Genomic DNA, 17,405 nt, shown 5'->3' on the forward strand with positions numbered 1-17,405 from the left:
AAATGGTACGCCCTAGGGGAGTCGAACCCCTCTTTTCAGAATGAAAATCTGACGTCCTAACCGATAGACGAAGGGCGCGTACACATGTGGTGTGGCGCCCTTATAGTCAGGCTCCCGTTGGTCCGCAAGCGGAAAAATCGATTTTTTCCGCTTCGTGACGAGTTTTTTTAACCGGGGTGCAGGGGCTGTGGAAAACCGTAACGGACGAGGCCAAGACTTTGAAATAACGGTCCTATCGTCGAACGAAAAAGCAGGTTTTACCGTTGTGCCGAGTGGATGCAGGCGGCTTCCGGAGGCTTAGCCGGCGTCTGTAGGCAAATCGGTTCCCGGCAATCCATCGTCGCAAAGAAAGGGCGATCGGCCTGATGAGCGACGACAATTGCTATCGAAGCGTACTACGTTTTTTTTAGAAGGTTTTATGGGGAGAACACGACAGCAAATGGTACGCCCTAGGGGAGTCGAACCCCTCTTTTCAGAATGAAAATCTGACGTCCTAACCGATAGACGAAGGGCGCGTACACTTGCGGTGTGGCGCCCTTATAGTCAGGCTCCCCTTGGTCCGCAAGCGGAAAAATGCATGATTTGACAAAAAAATGACAAGGGCGGCCAAAGCCCTTGGAAAACAAGGATTCCTGTTTCGTAACAGATGGTTAAAGAGGTGGGGCGAGGGCCGTCTTCGGTCTCCTGCCTGCCGGCTTTTCGCGAGAATCGCGACATATGTCGTACTTCCTGAAGGGACAGGACGGTCAGTCGTGCGTCTTTGCGGCATAAAAAAACGGGGCTTTGCAGCCCCGTTTTTCCGTTGTCACCGATTGCAGCGTTCTTAGTGCAGAATCTGGCTGAGGAACAGCCTGGTGCGCTCGTGCTGCGGATTGTCGAAGAATTCGGCGGGCGAATTCTGTTCGACGATCTGGCCCTGATCCATGAAGATGACGCGGTTGGCGACCTGGCGGGCGAAGCCCATTTCGTGGGTCACGCACAGCATGGTCATGCCGTCTTCGGCAAGGCCGACCATGGTGTCGAGCACTTCCTTGACCATTTCCGGATCGAGCGCCGAGGTCGGCTCGTCGAACAGCATGATCTTCGGCTTCATGCACAGCGAGCGGGCAATCGCCACACGCTGCTGCTGGCCGCCCGAGAGCTGGCCGGGGTATTTGTGGGCCTGCTCGGGGATTTTGACGCGCTTCAGATAGTGCATCGCCACTTCTTCGGCTTCCTTCTTGGGCATTTTACGAACCCAGATCGGCGCCAGCGTGCAGTTTTCAAGGATCGTCAGGTGCGGGAAGAGGTTGAAGTGCTGGAACACCATGCCGACTTCGCGACGTACTTCGTCGATCTTTTTCAGATCATTGGTAAGCTCGATACCATCGACGTTGATCAGCCCGGACTGATGTTCTTCCAGCCGGTTGATGCAGCGGATCATGGTCGATTTACCCGAACCCGAAGGACCGGCGATGACGATACGCTCGCCTTTCATCACCTTGAGGTTGATGTCGCGCAGGACGTGGAAGTCGCCATACCACTTGTTCATGCCGATGAGTTCGATCGCCACGTCCGTTGTCGAGACGGCCAGTTTTTTTGTTTGGGTTTCTGCCATTTTGAGCGTCCCTTATCGTTTATGCCCGGTGTCGAGGTGCCGTTCCATGAACAGCGAGTAACGCGACATGCCAAAGCAGAATATCCAGAATACGAAGCCTGCGAAAATATAACCTGTCATTGCAGTGACGGGTGTCGCCCAGTTCGCATCCGATTGGTTGAGTGTGACAATGCCGAGCAGGTCGAACATGCCGATGATGGAGACCAGCGACGTGTCCTTGAAAAGCCCGATGAAGGTGTTGACGATGCCCGGAATGACGAGCTTCAGCGCCTGCGGCAGCACGATCAGCCGGGTTTTCTGCCAATAGTTCAGGCCGAGCGAATCTGCTCCTTCATATTGCCCCTTCGGGATGGCCTGCAGGCCGCCACGGATCACCTCCGCCATATAGGCCGAGGAGAAGAGCGACACGCCGACCAGGGCGCGCAGGAACTTGTCGAAGGTCCACCCATCGGGAAGGAACAGCGGCAGCATGATGCTTGCGAAGAACAGGACGGTGATCAGGGGAATGCCTCTGATAACTTCGATGAAAAGCACGCATAGCATTTTGATCACCGGCAGGTTCGACCGTCGGCCGAGCGCCAGAAGAATGCCGAAGGGCAGGGACACCGCTATTCCGAAGAACGACAGGATCAGCGTGACCATCAGGCCGCCCCAGAGCTGCGTTTCCACCACCGGCAGGCCGAAGACGCCGCCGATGAGGAGGAAATACGCAATGATCGGCAGGATGATGAAAAGCGCCAGCGTGTTGAGCCGCTTGAACGGCGCTTTCGGAATGAGCATCGGTATCAGCAGGATGGTGAACATCACCATCACGAGGATAGGACGCCAGCGTTCGTCGATCGGATAACGGCCGAACATGATCTGGCCGAATTTCGCCGAAATGAACGCCCAGCACGCGCCCGACTGGTCGTCGGGAAGCGCGCCGCCCTGAGAGGCGGTAAGGCAGGCGATGCGATCCGTGCCGGTCCATGCCGCATCTATGAACAGCCACTTGAAGAGTGGCGGCAGAAGATAGGCGAGGAAGGCGACGGCGAGAACCGTGAGGACGGTGTCCTTCGGTGTGGCGAAAAGTTTGGTGCGCAACCAATGGCTGACGCCTACCGCGCTCGAAGGCGCGGGTTTGGCTTCTTCAATGGTCTGGCGCACGAAAGCGGGATTGCTGATCGTCATCTGTTATCTTTCCACCAGGGCCATTTTCGCGTTCAACCAGTTCATGACCAAGGCCGTGAGAATGGACAGCGAGAGATAGAGAACCAGCCAGATCGCAACGACTTCGACCGCCTGTCCCGTCTGGTTCAGGATCGTGCCACCGACGGAGACGATGTCGGCGAAACCGACCGCGACCGCGAGCGAGGAGTTCTTGGTCAGGTTGAGATACTGGCTTGTCAGCGGTGGGATGATGATGCGCATCGCCTGCGGAATGACGATCAGACGCGTCGTCGTACTTGGGCGAAGACCCAATGCATCCGCAGCCTCGGTCTGACCCTTCGCCACGGCCTTGATGCCGCCGCGAACGATCTCGGCGATGAAGGAGGCGGTATAGAAGGAGAGCGCCAGAAACAGCGACATGAATTCAGGTGCGACGACCGCGCCGCCGGCAAGATTGAACCGCCCGGCAATCGGGAAGTCGAAGGTCAGCGGCGAACCGAGCGCGAGAAATGTCGCGGCCGGAAGGCCGATGAGGAGAAGCGTCAGCGTGATCCCGGTGCGGAATTGCTGGCCGGTTCTCTCCTGCCTCGCCTTTGCCCAGCGATAAACGAAGACGCTGATGATGACGGCGACCAGAAAGGCGAGCGGCATGAGCCAGGTGCCTTCTCCCCAAAGCGGCTTGGGAAAGAAGAAACCGCGATTATTGAGGTAGCTTCCGAGCGGAAACTCCAGCGAATCGCGCGCCTGCGGCAGAACGGAGATGACGCCCTTGTACCAGAAGAAGATGACGAGCAGGGGCGGGATGTTGCGGAAGATTTCCACATAGGCCTGCGCCAGCTTGGAGATCAGCCAGTTGCTGGACAGCCGGGCGATGCCGACGATGAAACCGATGATTGAGGCGGCGATGATGCCGAAAAATGCGACCTGGATCGTGTTGAGGATACCAACGAGCAAAGCCCGGCCATAGGTCGCATCGCTGGTATAAGCGATCAGCGACTGGCCGATATCGAAACCGGCTCTTCCGTTGAGGAAGCCGAAGCCGGACGAAATGTTTGATCGTTGAAGATTGGTGATCGTATTCGTCACGATGATCCAGACGAAGGCGGTCAGGATGACGACTGTCAGAACCTGATAGAAAATTCCGCGTATGCGTGGATCATAAAGAAGTGACGACGCGCTTTGCGCGCGCGATCGTTGCGAACTGACCGCGTTGCCTGCCATAGGCACCTTTCCCTTTTATATGCTCTTTGCGAGCTTATTGTATAATTTTAAGTGGAGGCCGGGCATCGCCCAGCCTCCTTCAGGACTAACCGACGATGGGACCGATCAACGGACCGGCGGTGCGTATTGCAGGCCACCCTTGGTCCACAGCGCGTTCTGGCCACGCTCGATCTTGAGCGGCGAGCCGGCGCCGACGTTGCGGTCGAAGACTTCGCCGTAGTTACCCACCAGCTTGACGATGTTGTAAGCCCAGTCGTTCGTCACGCCGAGATCGGTACCGATCTTGGTGCCTTCTTCAGTGCCCAGCAGACGCTTGATATCAGGGTTGGCGCTGTTCTTCTGCTCGTCGACGTTCTTCGAGGTGATGCCCAGTTCCTCGGCGTTGACCATCGCGTAGTGAACCCAGGTGACGATGTCGAACCACTGATCGTCGCCCTGGCGAACGGCCGGTCCAAGCGGCTCCTTGGAGATCACTTCAGGCAGAACGATGTTGTCTTCCGGGTTCTTCAGCTTGAGACGGATAGCATAAAGGCCGGACTGGTCGGTGGTGTAGACGTCGCAACGGCCTGAATCATAAGCGGAAGTCGCGTCGGATTCCTTTTCGAAGACAACCGGATTGTATTGCAGGTTGTTGGTCTTGAAATAGTCGGCGAGATTGAGCTCGGTGGTCGTGCCGGTCTGAACGCAGACGGCGGCGCCGGAAAGCTCGAGAGCGGACTTCACGTTGAGGCCCTTCTTGGCGATGAAGCCCTGGCCGTCATAATAGTTGACAGTGCGGAAGTTGAAGCCGAGCGACGTGTCGCGGCTGATCGTCCAGGTGGTGTTACGGGTCAGAACGTCGACCTCGCCAGACTGGAGGGCCGGAAAACGGTCCTTGCTCGAAAGAGCGACGAATTTGGCCTTCGTAGGATCGCCGAAAACCGCAGTGGCAATACCACGGCAATAGTCAACGTCGATGCCGGACCATTCGCCCTTGTCATCGGGATTGGAAAATCCCGGAATGCCAGCGCTCACGCCGCAGGTGACGAAACCTTTTGACTTCACATCCTGAAGCGTCGCAGCCGAAGCGACCGAGGCTCCTCCCAAAACTGCTGCGCCGATTACGGCTGACAGAATTGCCTTTTTCATTTTTCCCAACCTTTGTTTGTTATCGTCAATTGGAAGAGGACCGGCATATTGACTTGCCCCAGCTCCCCCTTCAGCAAGATCTTTTCGATCCGCTTTTTCTATCACAATCGTAATTGGCAGCGGGGTCAAGACGTGCCGGCAATAATTGTGCCTATAAAACGGAATTTTCCAAATTTTGGTCGGGAAGTGTGCAAAGGGTGAAAATATAAGCATATTTTTGCGGAAATTTGCACTTGCGCGATTTTTGTATACTTCTTGTATGCTGTTTCGAGATGGATCAATACCAGACTGACGGAGGTCCCTCGGGACTTGACCTCGCCTTCGGCTCTACGCATTGTCGGTCGGTCGATACCCCTTCGAAAGCTGATCTGAAATGACCAAGAAAAATGACCTGCTTTCCGCCGCAGGTGTAAATACGCGCCTGACCCATGGCGGCAACGATCCCGCAGACTGTTTCGGTTTCGTCAATCCCCCGATCGTGCGCGGCTCCACCGTGCTTTTCCCCGATGCGGCGACGCTTTCGACCGAAAACCAGAAATATACCTACGGCACCCACGGCACGCCGACGACCGATGCGCTCTGCAATCTCGTCAACGAGCTGGAAGGTTCTGCCGGAACCATTCTCGTGCCGTCGGGCCTTGCGGCGATCACCGTGCCGTTTCTGGCCTATCTCGGTGCTGGCGATCATGCGCTGATCGTCGATTCCGTTTATTATCCCACGCGCCGCTTCTGCAACATGATGCTGAGGAAGCTCGGTGTGGAAGTGGAGTATTACGATCCTGCGATCGGCGCGGGCATCGAGGCGCTCATCCGGCCGAATACGAAGCTCGTGCATCTGGAAGCGCCGGGTTCCAACACGTTCGAGATCCAGGATGTGCGGCTGATCACCGAGATTGCCCACAGGCATGATTGCATCGTGACGATGGACAATACCTGGGCGACGCCGCTTTATTTCAAGCCGCTCGATTTCGGCGTCGACGTTTCCATTCACGCCGCGACCAAATATCCCTCCGGGCATTCCGATGTCCTGATGGGTTTCGTCTCGGCCAATGAAAAGCACTGGAAGGCGCTTTATCAGGCCAACACCAATCTCGGCATCTGCGTGACGCCTGATGACGCCTATCAGATCCTGCGCGGCATGCGCACCATGGGCATTCGATTGGCTCACCACCAGAAAAGCGCGCTCGACATCGCCAGCTGGCTGGAAAGTCGCGACGATGTGGTGAGCGTTCTGCATCCGGCCTTGCCGAGTTTTGCCGGGCACGAACTCTGGAAGCGCGATTTCAAAGGTGCAAGCGGCGTCTTTTCCTTCGTGCTGAAGGCGGAAGAAGGCAAATATAAGCAGGCAGCGGCAGCTTTCCTCGATGCGCTGACCTTCTTCGGGCTTGGTTATTCCTGGGGCGGATACGAATCGCTTGCCGTGTCGGTATCGCTTGTCGACAGGACGATCGCCAAAGGCCCGTCGGAAGGCCCGGTCATCCGCCTTCAGATCGGGCTTGAGGATGTTGCCGACCTCAAGAAGGATCTTGAAGTCGGGTTTGCTGCGGCGGCTGAGGTTTAACCTCAGCCTTTGGCGCGGTAGCCGTAAAGCCAGTCGAAGTCTTTCAGGAAGGCTTCCGTGGGGCGCGTCGAAAAAACGAAGTTCCGGGCCAGACGGGCAGGGCCTGCGGCATGATAGGCGAAACGATTGAGAGAGGCCCGTTTGCGGGCCTTTTCTATACGCGGCAAGCGCAGCGCCTCGAAGGCGGCAAGGGCTTGCGGCATGGGCAGGGGGGAGGCGGCAAGCGCGCCCGCCAGTTCAAATGCATCCTCGATGGCCATGGCCGCTCCCTGTGCGGCAAAGGGCAACATGGCATGGGCGGCGTCGCCGATCAGCACCGTATCGCGGCCATTGTGCCAGCGTCCGGGACCGGCCTGATAAAGCGGCCAGAAGGTCGGGTTTTCCGATGACGCCAGCAGCCGGACGATATCCGGGCTCCAGCCGCGAAACTGTTCGAGCAGCATGGCTTTTTGCCGCCCGCTCGATTCCGCCCGCCATGTCGCGCCGGGATCGGCGCCGAGCGCGATGGCGACGATGTTGTAGCCGCCAATCTCTTTCAGCGGATAGGCGACGACATGGCCGCCCGAACCGAGATAGGCGGTCACAGCACTTTTGTTGATGGCGGAAGGAACATCTTTTGTCGCGACCGTGAAGCGCCAGGCAACATTGCCGGAAAAGGTAGCGACGGGGGCGGAGGGGACGGCAAAACGGGCCACCGACCAGACGCCGTCTGCGCCGACGATCAGGTCATGATCGCGAAAGGTGGTCGCGGCGATAATATCAGCAGTGGCGTTTTCGACAGGTTTGCCGAGATGCAGGCGGCAGAGCGGATTGCGGGTTACCGCATCAAGAAGCGCGCTTTGCAATGTCGAGCGGTGAAGGACGCCATAGGGTGCGCCCCAGCGTGCGCGGGCAACGGCGCCCATGGGTAGGGATAACAGCGTCGCAAGCGATTTTCCGTCAGCCAGATCGACGCTTGCCGGTTCGGTCCAGCGCGCCTCGATTGCGGGCAACACGCCGAGTTCGGCGAGGATGCGGGCAGCATTTGGCGATAGCTGCAAGCCCGCGCCGACCTCCGTCAGCTCGGCGGCCTGTTCGATGATGTCGCAGCTGACGCCGTGCCGGGCAAAAGAAAGGGCGGCGGTGAGACCGGCAATGCCGGCACCGACAATGGCTACGGATTTGATGGGCATGGTGCGCCCCGATCAGGAAAGGGGAAGGTCAGGCGGCCTTCACATGGAAGACGCAGCCGGGAGGATTGGTCTGCTCGGCCTTCAGCGACGGATTGTAGCGGAAAAGGGTGGAGCAGTAGGAACAGACCTTTTCGTTGTCGTCGCCCATATCGATGAAGATGTGGGGATGATCGAAAGGAACCGAAGCGCCGGTGCACATGAATTCCTTGACGCCGATCTCGATCACGCTGTGTCCGCCATCGTTCTGGAAGTGGGGAATGGAATGCCCGGCCATGTTCGTCTCCAAATGCAATATCGTGGTTAAGCCGCAGATCGTCATCGAGCATGGGCTCATTGTTGCGGATATGTAGCCCCAAACGCATTGCATCTCCATAAAAATCGTCAGGAAAACATGTTCAAAATTGCGATTTCCTGCCATATGGTCCGGCAAAAAGGATGTCCTTGATGAATCTCAACATGCCGCAATTTTCCGATTTTTCCCATGACGGCCTTCGCCTTGCCTATTTCGACGAGGGCGATGCGGCGGGCGATCCGGTTCTGTTGATTCACGGCTTCGCCTCCAGCGCCAACGTCAACTGGGTACATCCCGGCTGGCTGAAGACGCTGGGAGACGCCGGTTATCGGGTAATCGCCATCGACAATCGTGGCCATGGCGCAAGCGACAAGCCGCACGATCCGGAAGCCTATTATCCGCCCGTCATGGCTGATGATGCGGTGGCGCTGCTCAATCACCTCGGCATCGCGGAGGCCCATGTGATGGGCTATTCCATGGGCGCGCGCATTTCGGCCTTTCTGGCGATGGCCCATCCCGAGCGTGTGCGCTCGCTGGTTTTCGGTGGGCTCGGCATCGGCATGGTGGAAGGTGTCGGCGACTGGGATCCGATTGCCGAGGCGCTTCTCGCGCCCTCGCTTGAGGTCGTCACCCATGAACGCGGCCGCATGTTCCGCGCCTTTGCCGACCAGACGAAAAGCGACCGGCTGGCGCTTGCAGCCTGTATCGAGACGTCGCGGGTTCTCGTTAAGCGAGAACAGGCGGCAAAGATCGATGCGCCGACATTGATCGCAGTTGGAACCAATGACGACATCGCCGGATCCGGCGCTGAGTTGGCCGCGATCATGCCGCATGCGCGGGCGATCGACATTCCCGGCCGCGACCACATGCTGGCCGTTGGTGACAGGGTGTTCAAGGCGGCGGTTCTGGAGTTTTACCGTACCCTTTGAGCAGGACGTCAAGAAACGCTTTTTCATGCTGCATGAAGAAAAACTGAAGCCTTGCCGCCTTTAAAGTCGCCATTCGAATCCCATTTCTAATGCACGTCTTTTTCTGTATAAAGAACGACCACTGCAAACGAGGAGACCATTCATGGTCGCACGTACCGAGGCCCGTCAGCCCGAACAGCTGGCGATTGTCGATCCGATCTGGGGTAGCCTGCTGCACGAGGCCAGAAGCGCCGTGGCGCAGGACCCGCTGCTTTCGGCCTTCCTTTATTCGACGATTCTCAATCATCGGTCTCTGGAAGAATGTGTGATCTATCGTATCTGCGAACTCCTTGATCATCCCGACATGCAGGCCGTTCTCCTGCGCCATACCTTCCAGGACATGCTGGATGACTGGCCGGAATGGGGAAGCGTGCTGCGCGTCGATATCCAGGCGGTTTACGATCGCGATCCGGCCTGCACGCGCTTCATGGAGCCGCTCCTTTATTTTAAGGGATTTCAGGCCATCCAGACCCATCGCCTTGCCCACTGGCTGCTGCAAAAAGGGCGCCGGGATCTGGCGCTTTATCTGCAAAGCCGCTCGTCGAGCATTTTCCAGACGGATATCAATCCGGCGGCACGCATCGGCAAGGGCATCTTCCTTGACCATGCCACCGGGCTGGTGATCGGTGAGACGGCGGTTATCGGCGATAACGTTTCCATCCTGCATGGCGTGACCCTCGGCGGCACCGGCAAGGAGGGGGCGGACCGCCATCCGAAGATCGCCAATGGCGTGATGATCGGGGCAGGCGCAAAAATCCTCGGCAATATCGAAATCGGCAGCTGCTCGCGCATCGCCGCCGGTTCGGTGGTGCTGAAGCCGGTTCCGCCGAAGACCACGGTTGCCGGTGTGCCGGCGCGCGTGGTGGGAGAAGCAGGGTGTTCGGAACCCTCGCGTCTGATGGACCAGGTCATTGGAGCCGACATCTGACGGGTCCGGTATTTTCTCAATCGTTCGTGTGGAAGACACCGTGTGAAAGACATGGGCGATGCCGCTTTCACTTTACTTTGGCCTTAGTCCCATGCCAAAAGCGGCGCAACGCGAACCGCACAGGAGAATAGTGGTGAAAGCCGACGAAATCAAAAAACTCGACGCCTATTTCAAGCGCACCTTCAATGAAAAGATGGTTGTGAAGGCGCGTCCCCGTAAGGACGATTCCGCCGAAGTTTATCTTGGCGAAGAGTTCCTTGGTGTTGTCTACATCGATGACGAGGACGGCGACCGCTCGTACAATTTCTCCATGGCGATCCTCGACGTCGATCTGTGATCGTCACCATCAGGTGATATTGTCGATTTAAAAGAACCGCCCGCGACGGATCACGTCGCGGGCGGTTTTTTGCTGCATATTTTCAGGTTAGTTTTGGAGGCTCCCGTCAGGACGCTTTCAGCAGATCGCCATGCGGATCGAGGACGAACTTGGTTGCAGCACCCTGATCGAAGCTCTCATATCCCTCAACGGCGTCGTCGAGCGCGATTATCTTGGCGTTGACGATGTCGGCGATGGGAAGACGGTCGTGCAGGATCGCCTGCATGAGCTGGCGATTGTACTTCAGCACCGGCGTCTGGCCGGTATGGAAGGATTGGGCCTTGGCCCAGCCGAGGCCGAAGCGTAGCGACAGGCTGCCCTGCTTTGCTGCGGCATCGACGGCGCCGGGGTCCTCGGTAACATAGAGACCCGGAATGCCGATGGAGCCGGCGGCGCGGGTAATTTCCATCATCTGGTTGAGAACGATGGCGGGCTGTTCACCGCCCGCATGGCCGCGCGCTTCGAAACCGACGGCGTCAATGGCGCTGTCGACCTCGTTGGTGCCGACGATTTCGGCGATCATGTCGCCCAGCCGGTCGCCCTTGGAAAGATCGACGGCCTCGAAACCGACATTTGCTGCGTGCGCCAGGCGATCCTTGTTGAAATCACCGACCATGACGACGGCAGCACCGAGAATACGGGCGGAGGCGGCAGCCGCGAGACCAACCGGGCCAGCACCCGCAACATAGACCGTGGAGCCGACACCGACGCCGGCCTTGACCGCGCCGTGGAAGCCGGTCGGCAGGATATCGGAGAGCATGGTGAGATCGCGGATCTTGGACATCGCCCTGTCGCGGTCGGGGAATTTCAGAAGGTTGAAGTCGGCATAGGGGATCGTCACGTATCTGGCCTGTCCGCCGATCCAGCCGCCCATATCGACATAACCGTAAGCGCCGCCGGCACGGGACGGGTTCACCGTCAGGCAGACGCCGGTATCCTGCGACTTGCAGCAGCGGCAACGACCGCAGGCGACGTTGAACGGCACCGACACGATATCGCCGATATCAAGCATCTCGACGTCGACGCCTTTTTCGATGACTTCACCGGTGATTTCATGGCCGAGGACGAGGCCGGGCATCGCCGAGGTGCGGCCGCGCACCATATGCTGGTCGGAACCGCAGATATTCGTGGAAATCACCTTGAGAATGACCGCGTGCTCGATACGGCGGCCATCCGGCGCCTCCAGCTTCGGGTCGTCGATGTCACGGACCTCGACCTTGCCGGGCCGCAAATAGACGACGCCTCTGTTCCTGCTCATATCCATCTCCTCCTTGGGTTGAACACCAATGCCGGCCCGCTCCTCTGCGGACAGGATGTCGTCGAAACTCATGCGCGAACCCGTATGCGGTTCGCGAGGAATCTCATCGGCGAAGGGAGGGAAAGAAGAGCAATCGGCACGTTTGGACAAACGTCGCCTGTCTCCCGATCACCGTCCGCCGCAGATACCGGCATTCGCCGGATATGAGCAGCAAACCATTTGGCGGGCGATGTGGCGTTCGGGAATACGACAACGCCTATAGCCGCAACGACACCGGCTCTCGCCTGATGTCACGGTGGCGTTATCTGTCGATCGATTTCCTCAAGCGGCCGGCGGCATCCTGAATATATTGCCAGGCAACGCGGCCCGAGCGGCCGCCACGCGTGGTCGCCCATTCCAGCGCCTCGTGGTGCAGGGTGTCGCGATCGAGGCCAAGGTTGAAATGGGCAGCATAGCTGTCGATCATCGTCAGATAATCTTCCTGGCCGCATTTGTGGAAGCCGAGCCAGAGGCCGAAGCGATCCGACAGCGAGACTTTTTCCTCCACAGCCTCCGAAGGGTTGATGGCGGTGGACTGCTCGTTTTCCATCATGTGGCGCGGAAGAAGATGGCGTCGGTTGGACGTCGCGTAAAACAGCACGTTGTCCGGCCGTCCCTCGATGCCGCCGTCGAGCGCCGCCTTCAGCGACTTGTAGGCCGTGTCGTCGTGATCGAAGGAGAGGTCGTCGCAGAAAACAATGACGCGCTCGCCGGAGGCCTTCAATATGTCGAGCAAAGCGGGCAGGGTGTGGATATCCTCGCGGTGCACCTCGACCAGTTTCAGGGGAACGCCGCTTGCGGCCCGCACATCTTCGTGAACGGCCTTTACCAGCGAGGATTTTCCCATGCCGCGAGCGCCCCAGAGCAGCACATTGTTGGCAGGAAAACCATCGGCGAAACGCTGCGTGTTTTCATGCAGGATGTCGCGCACATGATCGACGCCGCGAATGAGTTTCAGCGCGATGCGGTTGGGACGCGAGACCGGCTGCAGAAAGGAATTGACCGGCGTCCAGACGAAACAATCCGCTGCATTCCAGTCGTTCACGGCGGGTGCAGGACCCGCCAGCCGTTCCAAGGCAACGTTCAGCCTACGCAGTTCGGCAAGAAGCAGGGTGGCCGTTTCTTCTCGAATCATGGTGTTTCTTCCGCTTGTCCGGTGTTCAAAACGATGTTTTCGACCCGGCCTAGCATGGCGTTTCCGGCCCATAAAGGTTAAGAGGTCCGGAATCGGTACGGCGTGGCCCTGCATCTGTTGCATTCCCGGCGTTCCCCACTATATTCCGGCGGCTTGAAAGCTGGGGCGGCATACGAGGTCGTGCCGTAATCGTTGAGGAGTTTTATATGTTTATTAGTCAAGCTTTTGCCCAGGACGCAACGGGCGGCGCATCGGCCTTCGGTTCCGGCCTTGAAATGCTTTTCCTGTTTGCGCCGCTTATGGTGGTCTGGTACTTTTTCCTCATTCGCCCGCAGCGCGCGCAGATGAAGAAGCGCCAGGAAACACTGACCAATATTCGCCGTGGCGATCAGGTCGTTCTCGGCGGCGGCATCGTCGGCAAGGTGATCAAGGTTATCGACGACAATGAACTCGAAGTCGAAATCGCCGAAGGCGTGAAAATCCGTGCCGCTCGTGCATATATTGCCGAAGTGCGCGTGAAGGGCGAAGTGGTCAAGACGGAAGCCGCTTCCTGATCCTGCCGGACAACCGAACGCCCGATTGCGAATTTTGACGGGTTGCGCCACTCGCGCAACCCCAACCCTGACCGAGATCGAAATGCTTCATTTTTCCCGTTGGAAAACAGTCTTCATCTGGCTGCTTGTGCTGGCAAGCGTCTTCATCGCCTCTCCCAACCTGTTTACGGACAAACAGCTGGAGGGCATGCCTGCCTGGTACAAGGACAACAAGGTAACGCTCGGTCTCGACCTTCAGGGCGGCTCGCATATCATGCTCAAGATCGAGCGTTCCGATATCGTCAAGGAACGCCTTGAAACGATCGTTGGAGATGTGCGCACGCAGCTTCGCGACGCCAACATCCGCTATTCGGGCCTGACGGGCAACGGCCAGCAGATTCAGGTCCGCATCAGCGATCCCGCTCAATACGAAGCGGCGAAAACCGCACTTCGCGATCTGACGCAGCCGGTGTCCGCCGGAACGCTGGTCGGCGGTTCCATTACCGAAGTGGCGATGAGCGACGGCGGCGACAATCTGCTGCGGCTCAACCTGACCGATGAAGGCGTCGATTACCGCCTGTCCTCGGCCGTGTCGCAGTCGATCGAAGTCGTGCGCCGCCGCGTTGACGAAGTCGGCACTACCGAGCCGCTCATCCAGCGTCAGGGTTCCGATCGTATCATCGTGCAGGTTCCGGGCCTTCAGGATCCGCAGCGCCTGAAATCGCTTCTCAACCAGACGGCAAAGCTGTCCTTCCGCATGGTCGATACGACCATGCCGGCGCAGGAGGCCATGAACGGCCGTCCGCCCGCGACCTCAGAAGTTCTCTATTCGCAGGACGATCCGCCGGTTCCCTATCTGGTCGAACGCCGCGCGCTCGTTTCCGGCGACAATCTCGTGGACTCGCAGGCCAGCTTCAACCAACAGACCAACGAACCCGTCGTCACCTTCCGCTTCGACAGCCGCGGCGCGCAGCGCTTTGCGCAGGCGACGCAGCAGAATGTCGGCAAGCCGTTCGCCATCGTGCTCGATAACCAGGTCATTTCCGCGCCTGTGATCCGCGAGCCTATCATCGGCGGTTCGGGGCAGATCTCCGGCAGCTTCTCCGTTCAGGGCGCCAACGACCTTGCCGTTCTCCTGCGTGCGGGTGCTCTGCCCGCGACGCTCACCGTGGTCGAGGAACGCACCGTTGGCCCAAGCCTTGGTAACGACTCCATCACGGCGGGCCTCACGGCGAGCGCCATCGGCGCCGTCGGCGTGCTCATCTTCATGTTCGTTTTCTACGGCTTCTTCGGCCTGCTCGCGAACATCGCGCTCATCGTCAACATCGTCATGCTGCTCGCTGTCCTCAGCGTGATCGGATCGACGCTGACCTTGCCCGGTATTGCCGGTATCGTCTTGACGATCGGCATGGCGGTGGATTCCAACGTTCTGATTTATGAGCGAATACGCGAAGAGGTGAAGAGTGGAAAACCGCTGATCCAGGCACTGGATAACGGTTTCACGCGCGCCTTTGCGACCATTGTCGACGCCAACCTGACGACGCTGATCGTGGCGAGCGTGCTGTTCTACATGGGCACCGGTCCCGTCAAGGGCTTCGCCGTCACGCTTGCGGTCGGCATCATCACCACCGTCTTCACGGCCTATACGCTGACGGCCTGGATGTTCGGCTACTGGGTTCGCCGCAGCCGTCCGAAACATATGCCGAAGGGCGTCCGCACCGCCATGTTCGACGGTCGCGACATTCCCTTCATGCGCTACCGCCGCGTAGTCTTCATGATCACCGGCGTCGTCATGCTCGCCTGCGTCGGCGGCTTCGTGGCCAAGGGCCTGAACCTCGGCATCGACTTCCAGGGCGGTTCGGTCATCGAAGTGCGCGCCAAGCAGGGAGAGGCGGATCTCGCCGATATCCGCGAGCGTCTGAACCAGCTGAATCTCGGTGAAATCCAGGCGCAGAACTTCGGCACTCCGCAGGATGTTCTCATCCGCATTCAGGCGCAGGACGGCGGCGAAAATGCCGAGCAGTCTGCCATTACCCTGGTGCGTGGCGAGCTTGAGGACAAGTATGATTTCCGCCGCGTCGAAGTGGTCGGCCCCGCCGTATCCGGTGACCTGACCTTTACTTCCACGATCGGCGTTGTGCTCGCCATGGCGGCGATCATGGTCTACATCTGGGTTCGCTTCGAGTGGCAGTTTGCGCTCGGCGCTGTCATCTCGATGGTGCACGACGTGGTCTTCACCATCGGCCTGTTCGTCTTCCTGGATATAGAGTTCAACCTGACCAGTATCGCGGCGATTCTGACGATCATCGGTTATTCGCTGAACGACACCGTCGTCATCTACGACCGTATCCGCGAAAACCTCAGGCGGTACAAGAAGATGCCGCTGTCGATGATTATCGACGTGTCGCTGAACCAGACGCTGTCGCGGACGATCCTCACCGGTCTCACCGTGCTTCTGGCTCTACTCGCGCTCTACATCTTTGGTGGCGAAGTCATCCGCTCCTTCACCTTCGCCATGCTGTTCGGCGTCGGTATCGGTGTGTTCTCGTCGCTCTACATCGCCGCTCCGGTGCTGATCGCCTTCAAGCTGCGTCCCGATAGCAAGGACGCCGAAGACGAGAAGGACGAGAAAACCAACGCCATCGGCGGCAAGCCCGCCGTCTGATGGCCGGCGGGATCGAAATACGCCCGGCCCATTTTCCCGGCCGGGCGCCCATCGATGCTTATGGCAATTTCGGTTTCCGCTTTGCCGACATGTCGCATCGCGGTTCGCTTCTGTGCCTGCCTTCCGGCATTCATGGCTGGAGCCCCGTCGATGCGAAAGAATTGACGCTCGAACATTTCGACATGGTTCTGGCGCAAGCTCAGGATATCGAGGTACTTTTGATCGGCACGGGCGATGGCATGCGGGTCTTGCCGAAGGAACTGCGCGCGGCCTTCAGGGACGCGGGCATTTCGGTCGATCCGATGAGCACGGGTGCTGCCGTGCGCACCTATAACATCATGCTTTCGGAATCGCGCGCCGTGGCTGCGGCGCTGATTGCCGTCGAAGGCTGACAGGACGTTTCGGGCGGGAACCATGGCACCCACAGAAAATCTCGACGTCTGCCTTGCGACACTGCGCGACACAGATCGTGACCGCTATCTCGCATGCCTTCTGTCTCCGGCCGACAAGCGCGCAGCACTCGCAGCGCTTTACGCCTTCAATGCCGAAATTGCCCGTATCCGCGATTCCGTTCGCGAGGCGCTGCCTGGTGAAGTGCGCATGCAATGGTGGCGCGATCTTCTCGAGGGCAATGCGCATGGCGACAGCCAGTCCCATCCCGTTGCCGCCGCTCTTTTGACCGCGATCGAGCAATATCGCCTGCCTCGGCCGGTGCTGGCCAATATGATCGAAGCGCGCATCTTCGATCTCTATGACGATCTGTTCGAGGATCGAAATGCCCTTGAAGGTTACGCCGGTGAGACCGCATCGGCCCTGATCCAGCTGGCGAGCCTCGTGCTTTCACCGGAAGACGCCCCGGCAAGCGCGGAAACGGCGGGACATGCGGGCGTCGCGCAGGCCATGGCCGGCATTCTGCTGCTGATGCCTCTGCATCGGCGTCGTGGGCAGGTCTATGTTCCCGCCGACATGCTGGCGGCTGCCGGACTCGATCGCGAGACGTTTCTCGAAGGCGAAGACAAGCAGCGCATAGGCATCGCCATCGAGATTTTTGCGACGCATGCGCTGGACCATATCCAGAGGGCCAGGCGCGCGAAGATTTCCAGGAATATCTTTGCTGCCTATCTCCCCGTCGCTTTGTCCGGCCCGGTCATCGTTGCCGCCCGAAAGGCGGGAGCGGGCGTGTTGGAGGGCGAGGTGCAGCTGTCGCAGCTTCGCCGGCAATGGCTGCTGGCGAAGGCGTCGTTCCTCAAGCGCTTCTGATTTCGCAACCCATGCACGACATGGCAAAACGATGCCGATCTTCGCATCGATTTTGAGGAGCCACACTTCACGCAAGCCTCGGTCTTTATGTAACTGAGCCGGGTTCGCATCGTTTCGATTCGC

Annotated in this window: 16 protein-coding genes and 2 tRNA genes; 8 read left to right on the plus strand and 10 right to left on the minus strand. The window is 58.8% G+C overall.

The features are described 5' to 3' along the window. Positions 1–3 precede the first annotated feature (3 nt). The 6 genes from RS75_RS05930 to RS75_RS05955 all read right to left on the minus strand — a co-directional run bounded on the left by RS75_RS05930 (position 4) and on the right by RS75_RS05955 (position 5,095). Positions 4–78: transfer RNA gene (locus RS75_RS05930), tRNA-Glu, on the minus strand. A 362-nt stretch (positions 79–440) separates the two neighbouring features. Continuing rightward, positions 441–515: transfer RNA gene (locus RS75_RS05935), tRNA-Glu, on the minus strand. Between the two features lie 308 nt (positions 516–823). Continuing rightward, the gene (locus tag RS75_RS05940; protein WP_045018370.1) at positions 824–1,597 is read right to left on the minus strand and encodes an amino acid ABC transporter ATP-binding protein; all 774 of its coding nucleotides are present in this window, start codon (positions 1,595–1,597) and stop codon (positions 824–826) included. 12 nt (positions 1,598–1,609) lie between these two features. Further along, positions 1,610–2,767 (minus strand): amino acid ABC transporter permease, encoded by a 1,158-nt coding sequence (locus tag RS75_RS05945; RefSeq protein ID WP_045018371.1) that lies wholly within the window; start codon positions 2,765–2,767, stop codon positions 1,610–1,612. Positions 2,768–2,770: 3 nt separating this feature from the next. Beyond that, positions 2,771–3,967 carry an amino acid ABC transporter permease gene (locus RS75_RS05950; protein WP_045018373.1) on the minus strand — a complete coding sequence of 399 codons (1,197 nt, stop codon included), beginning with the start codon at positions 3,965–3,967 and terminating at the stop codon, positions 2,771–2,773. Positions 3,968–4,072: 105 nt separating this feature from the next. Then, positions 4,073–5,095: an amino acid ABC transporter substrate-binding protein gene (locus tag RS75_RS05955; protein ID WP_045018375.1), complete on the minus strand. Its 1,023-nt coding sequence runs from the start codon at positions 5,093–5,095 to the stop codon at positions 4,073–4,075. 373 nt (positions 5,096–5,468) lie between these two features. Between RS75_RS05955 and RS75_RS05960 the strand changes: the two genes are divergently transcribed. Continuing rightward, positions 5,469–6,656, plus strand: a complete 1,188-nt coding sequence (locus RS75_RS05960) for a cystathionine beta-lyase (RefSeq protein ID WP_045018377.1) — start codon at positions 5,469–5,471, stop codon at positions 6,654–6,656. Between the two features lie 2 nt (positions 6,657–6,658). On the opposite strand, the gene RS75_RS05965 is transcribed toward RS75_RS05960, so the two are convergent. Both RS75_RS05965 and RS75_RS05970 read right to left on the minus strand, forming a co-directional pair. Further along, entirely contained in the window at positions 6,659–7,828 is a 1,170-nt protein-coding gene (locus tag RS75_RS05965; RefSeq protein ID WP_045018379.1) for an FAD-dependent monooxygenase, read from the minus strand. Positions 7,829–7,856: 28 nt separating this feature from the next. Further along, complete coding sequence (locus tag RS75_RS05970) at positions 7,857–8,102, minus strand: zinc-finger domain-containing protein (protein ID WP_045016369.1); 246 nt, start codon at positions 8,100–8,102, stop codon at positions 7,857–7,859. A 170-nt stretch (positions 8,103–8,272) separates the two neighbouring features. Here RS75_RS05970 and RS75_RS05975 point away from each other — a divergent pair, with 170 nt between their 5' ends. From RS75_RS05975 to RS75_RS05985, 3 genes are all read left to right on the plus strand, one after another. Then, entirely contained in the window at positions 8,273–9,049 is a 777-nt protein-coding gene (locus tag RS75_RS05975) for an alpha/beta fold hydrolase (protein ID WP_045018772.1), read from the plus strand. Between the two features lie 142 nt (positions 9,050–9,191). Beyond that, a complete protein-coding gene (gene cysE / locus RS75_RS05980) occupies positions 9,192–10,016 on the plus strand; it encodes a serine O-acetyltransferase (protein WP_045018381.1) in 825 nt (274 codons plus the stop codon). Positions 10,017–10,149: 133 nt separating this feature from the next. Continuing rightward, positions 10,150–10,353 carry a DUF3126 family protein gene (locus RS75_RS05985; protein WP_003515356.1) on the plus strand — a complete coding sequence of 68 codons (204 nt, stop codon included), beginning with the start codon at positions 10,150–10,152 and terminating at the stop codon, positions 10,351–10,353. Positions 10,354–10,459: 106 nt separating this feature from the next. On the opposite strand, the gene fdhA is transcribed toward RS75_RS05985, so the two are convergent. Both fdhA and RS75_RS05995 read right to left on the minus strand, forming a co-directional pair. Next, positions 10,460–11,650, minus strand: a complete 1,191-nt coding sequence (gene fdhA, locus RS75_RS05990) for a formaldehyde dehydrogenase, glutathione-independent (protein WP_045018774.1) — start codon at positions 11,648–11,650, stop codon at positions 10,460–10,462. A 301-nt stretch (positions 11,651–11,951) separates the two neighbouring features. Further along, positions 11,952–12,824 (minus strand): ATP-binding protein, encoded by an 873-nt coding sequence (locus tag RS75_RS05995; protein WP_045018383.1) that lies wholly within the window; start codon positions 12,822–12,824, stop codon positions 11,952–11,954. A 206-nt stretch (positions 12,825–13,030) separates the two neighbouring features. On the opposite strand from RS75_RS05995, the gene yajC reads away from it, so the two are divergent. The 4 genes from yajC (at position 13,031) to RS75_RS06015 (ending at position 17,282) form a co-directional block, all read left to right on the plus strand. Continuing rightward, positions 13,031–13,378: a preprotein translocase subunit YajC gene (gene yajC / locus RS75_RS06000; protein ID WP_045018386.1), complete on the plus strand. Its 348-nt coding sequence runs from the start codon at positions 13,031–13,033 to the stop codon at positions 13,376–13,378. Between the two features lie 82 nt (positions 13,379–13,460). Continuing rightward, positions 13,461–16,022 (plus strand): protein translocase subunit SecDF, encoded by a 2,562-nt coding sequence (secDF, locus tag RS75_RS06005; RefSeq protein WP_045018387.1) that lies wholly within the window; start codon positions 13,461–13,463, stop codon positions 16,020–16,022. After that, positions 16,022–16,414 (plus strand): Mth938-like domain-containing protein, encoded by a 393-nt coding sequence (locus RS75_RS06010; protein ID WP_045018389.1) that lies wholly within the window; start codon positions 16,022–16,024, stop codon positions 16,412–16,414. Before secDF ends, RS75_RS06010 begins: the two co-directional genes overlap by 1 nt. Before the next feature lie 22 nt (positions 16,415–16,436). Next, positions 16,437–17,282, plus strand: coding sequence for a phytoene/squalene synthase family protein (locus RS75_RS06015; protein WP_045018391.1), 846 nt, complete (start codon positions 16,437–16,439; stop codon positions 17,280–17,282). The last annotated feature ends 123 nt before the right edge of the window (positions 17,283–17,405 follow it).

The sequence above is a fragment of the Rhizobium nepotum 39/7 genome (assembly GCF_000949865.1).
In the GTDB taxonomy this organism is placed as follows: domain Bacteria; phylum Pseudomonadota; class Alphaproteobacteria; order Rhizobiales; family Rhizobiaceae; genus Agrobacterium; species Agrobacterium nepotum.

Excerpts from the sequence above, each read along its gene's own strand:
- fdhA (WP_045018774.1), bottom strand. The coding sequence starts at position 11,650 with ATGAGCAGGAACAGAGGCGTCGTCTATTTGCGGCCCGGCAAGGTCGAG.
- RS75_RS05940 (WP_045018370.1), bottom strand. The coding sequence starts at position 1,597 with ATGGCAGAAACCCAAACAAAAAAACTGGCCGTCTCGACAACGGACGTG.
- RS75_RS05955 (WP_045018375.1), bottom strand. The coding sequence starts at position 5,095 with ATGAAAAAGGCAATTCTGTCAGCCGTAATCGGCGCAGCAGTTTTGGGA.
- RS75_RS05950 (WP_045018373.1), bottom strand. The coding sequence starts at position 3,967 with ATGGCAGGCAACGCGGTCAGTTCGCAACGATCGCGCGCGCAAAGCGCG.
- RS75_RS06015 (WP_045018391.1), top strand. The coding sequence starts at position 16,437 with ATGGCACCCACAGAAAATCTCGACGTCTGCCTTGCGACACTGCGCGAC.
- RS75_RS05960 (WP_045018377.1), top strand. The coding sequence starts at position 5,469 with ATGACCAAGAAAAATGACCTGCTTTCCGCCGCAGGTGTAAATACGCGC.
- RS75_RS05975 (WP_045018772.1), top strand. The coding sequence starts at position 8,273 with ATGAATCTCAACATGCCGCAATTTTCCGATTTTTCCCATGACGGCCTT.
- RS75_RS05970 (WP_045016369.1), bottom strand. The coding sequence starts at position 8,102 with ATGGCCGGGCATTCCATTCCCCACTTCCAGAACGATGGCGGACACAGC.
- yajC (WP_045018386.1), top strand. The coding sequence starts at position 13,031 with ATGTTTATTAGTCAAGCTTTTGCCCAGGACGCAACGGGCGGCGCATCG.
- RS75_RS05965 (WP_045018379.1), bottom strand. The coding sequence starts at position 7,828 with ATGCCCATCAAATCCGTAGCCATTGTCGGTGCCGGCATTGCCGGTCTC.
- cysE (WP_045018381.1), top strand. The coding sequence starts at position 9,192 with ATGGTCGCACGTACCGAGGCCCGTCAGCCCGAACAGCTGGCGATTGTC.
- RS75_RS06010 (WP_045018389.1), top strand. The coding sequence starts at position 16,022 with ATGGCCGGCGGGATCGAAATACGCCCGGCCCATTTTCCCGGCCGGGCG.
- RS75_RS05995 (WP_045018383.1), bottom strand. The coding sequence starts at position 12,824 with ATGATTCGAGAAGAAACGGCCACCCTGCTTCTTGCCGAACTGCGTAGG.
- secDF (WP_045018387.1), top strand. The coding sequence starts at position 13,461 with ATGCTTCATTTTTCCCGTTGGAAAACAGTCTTCATCTGGCTGCTTGTG.
- RS75_RS05945 (WP_045018371.1), bottom strand. The coding sequence starts at position 2,767 with ATGACGATCAGCAATCCCGCTTTCGTGCGCCAGACCATTGAAGAAGCC.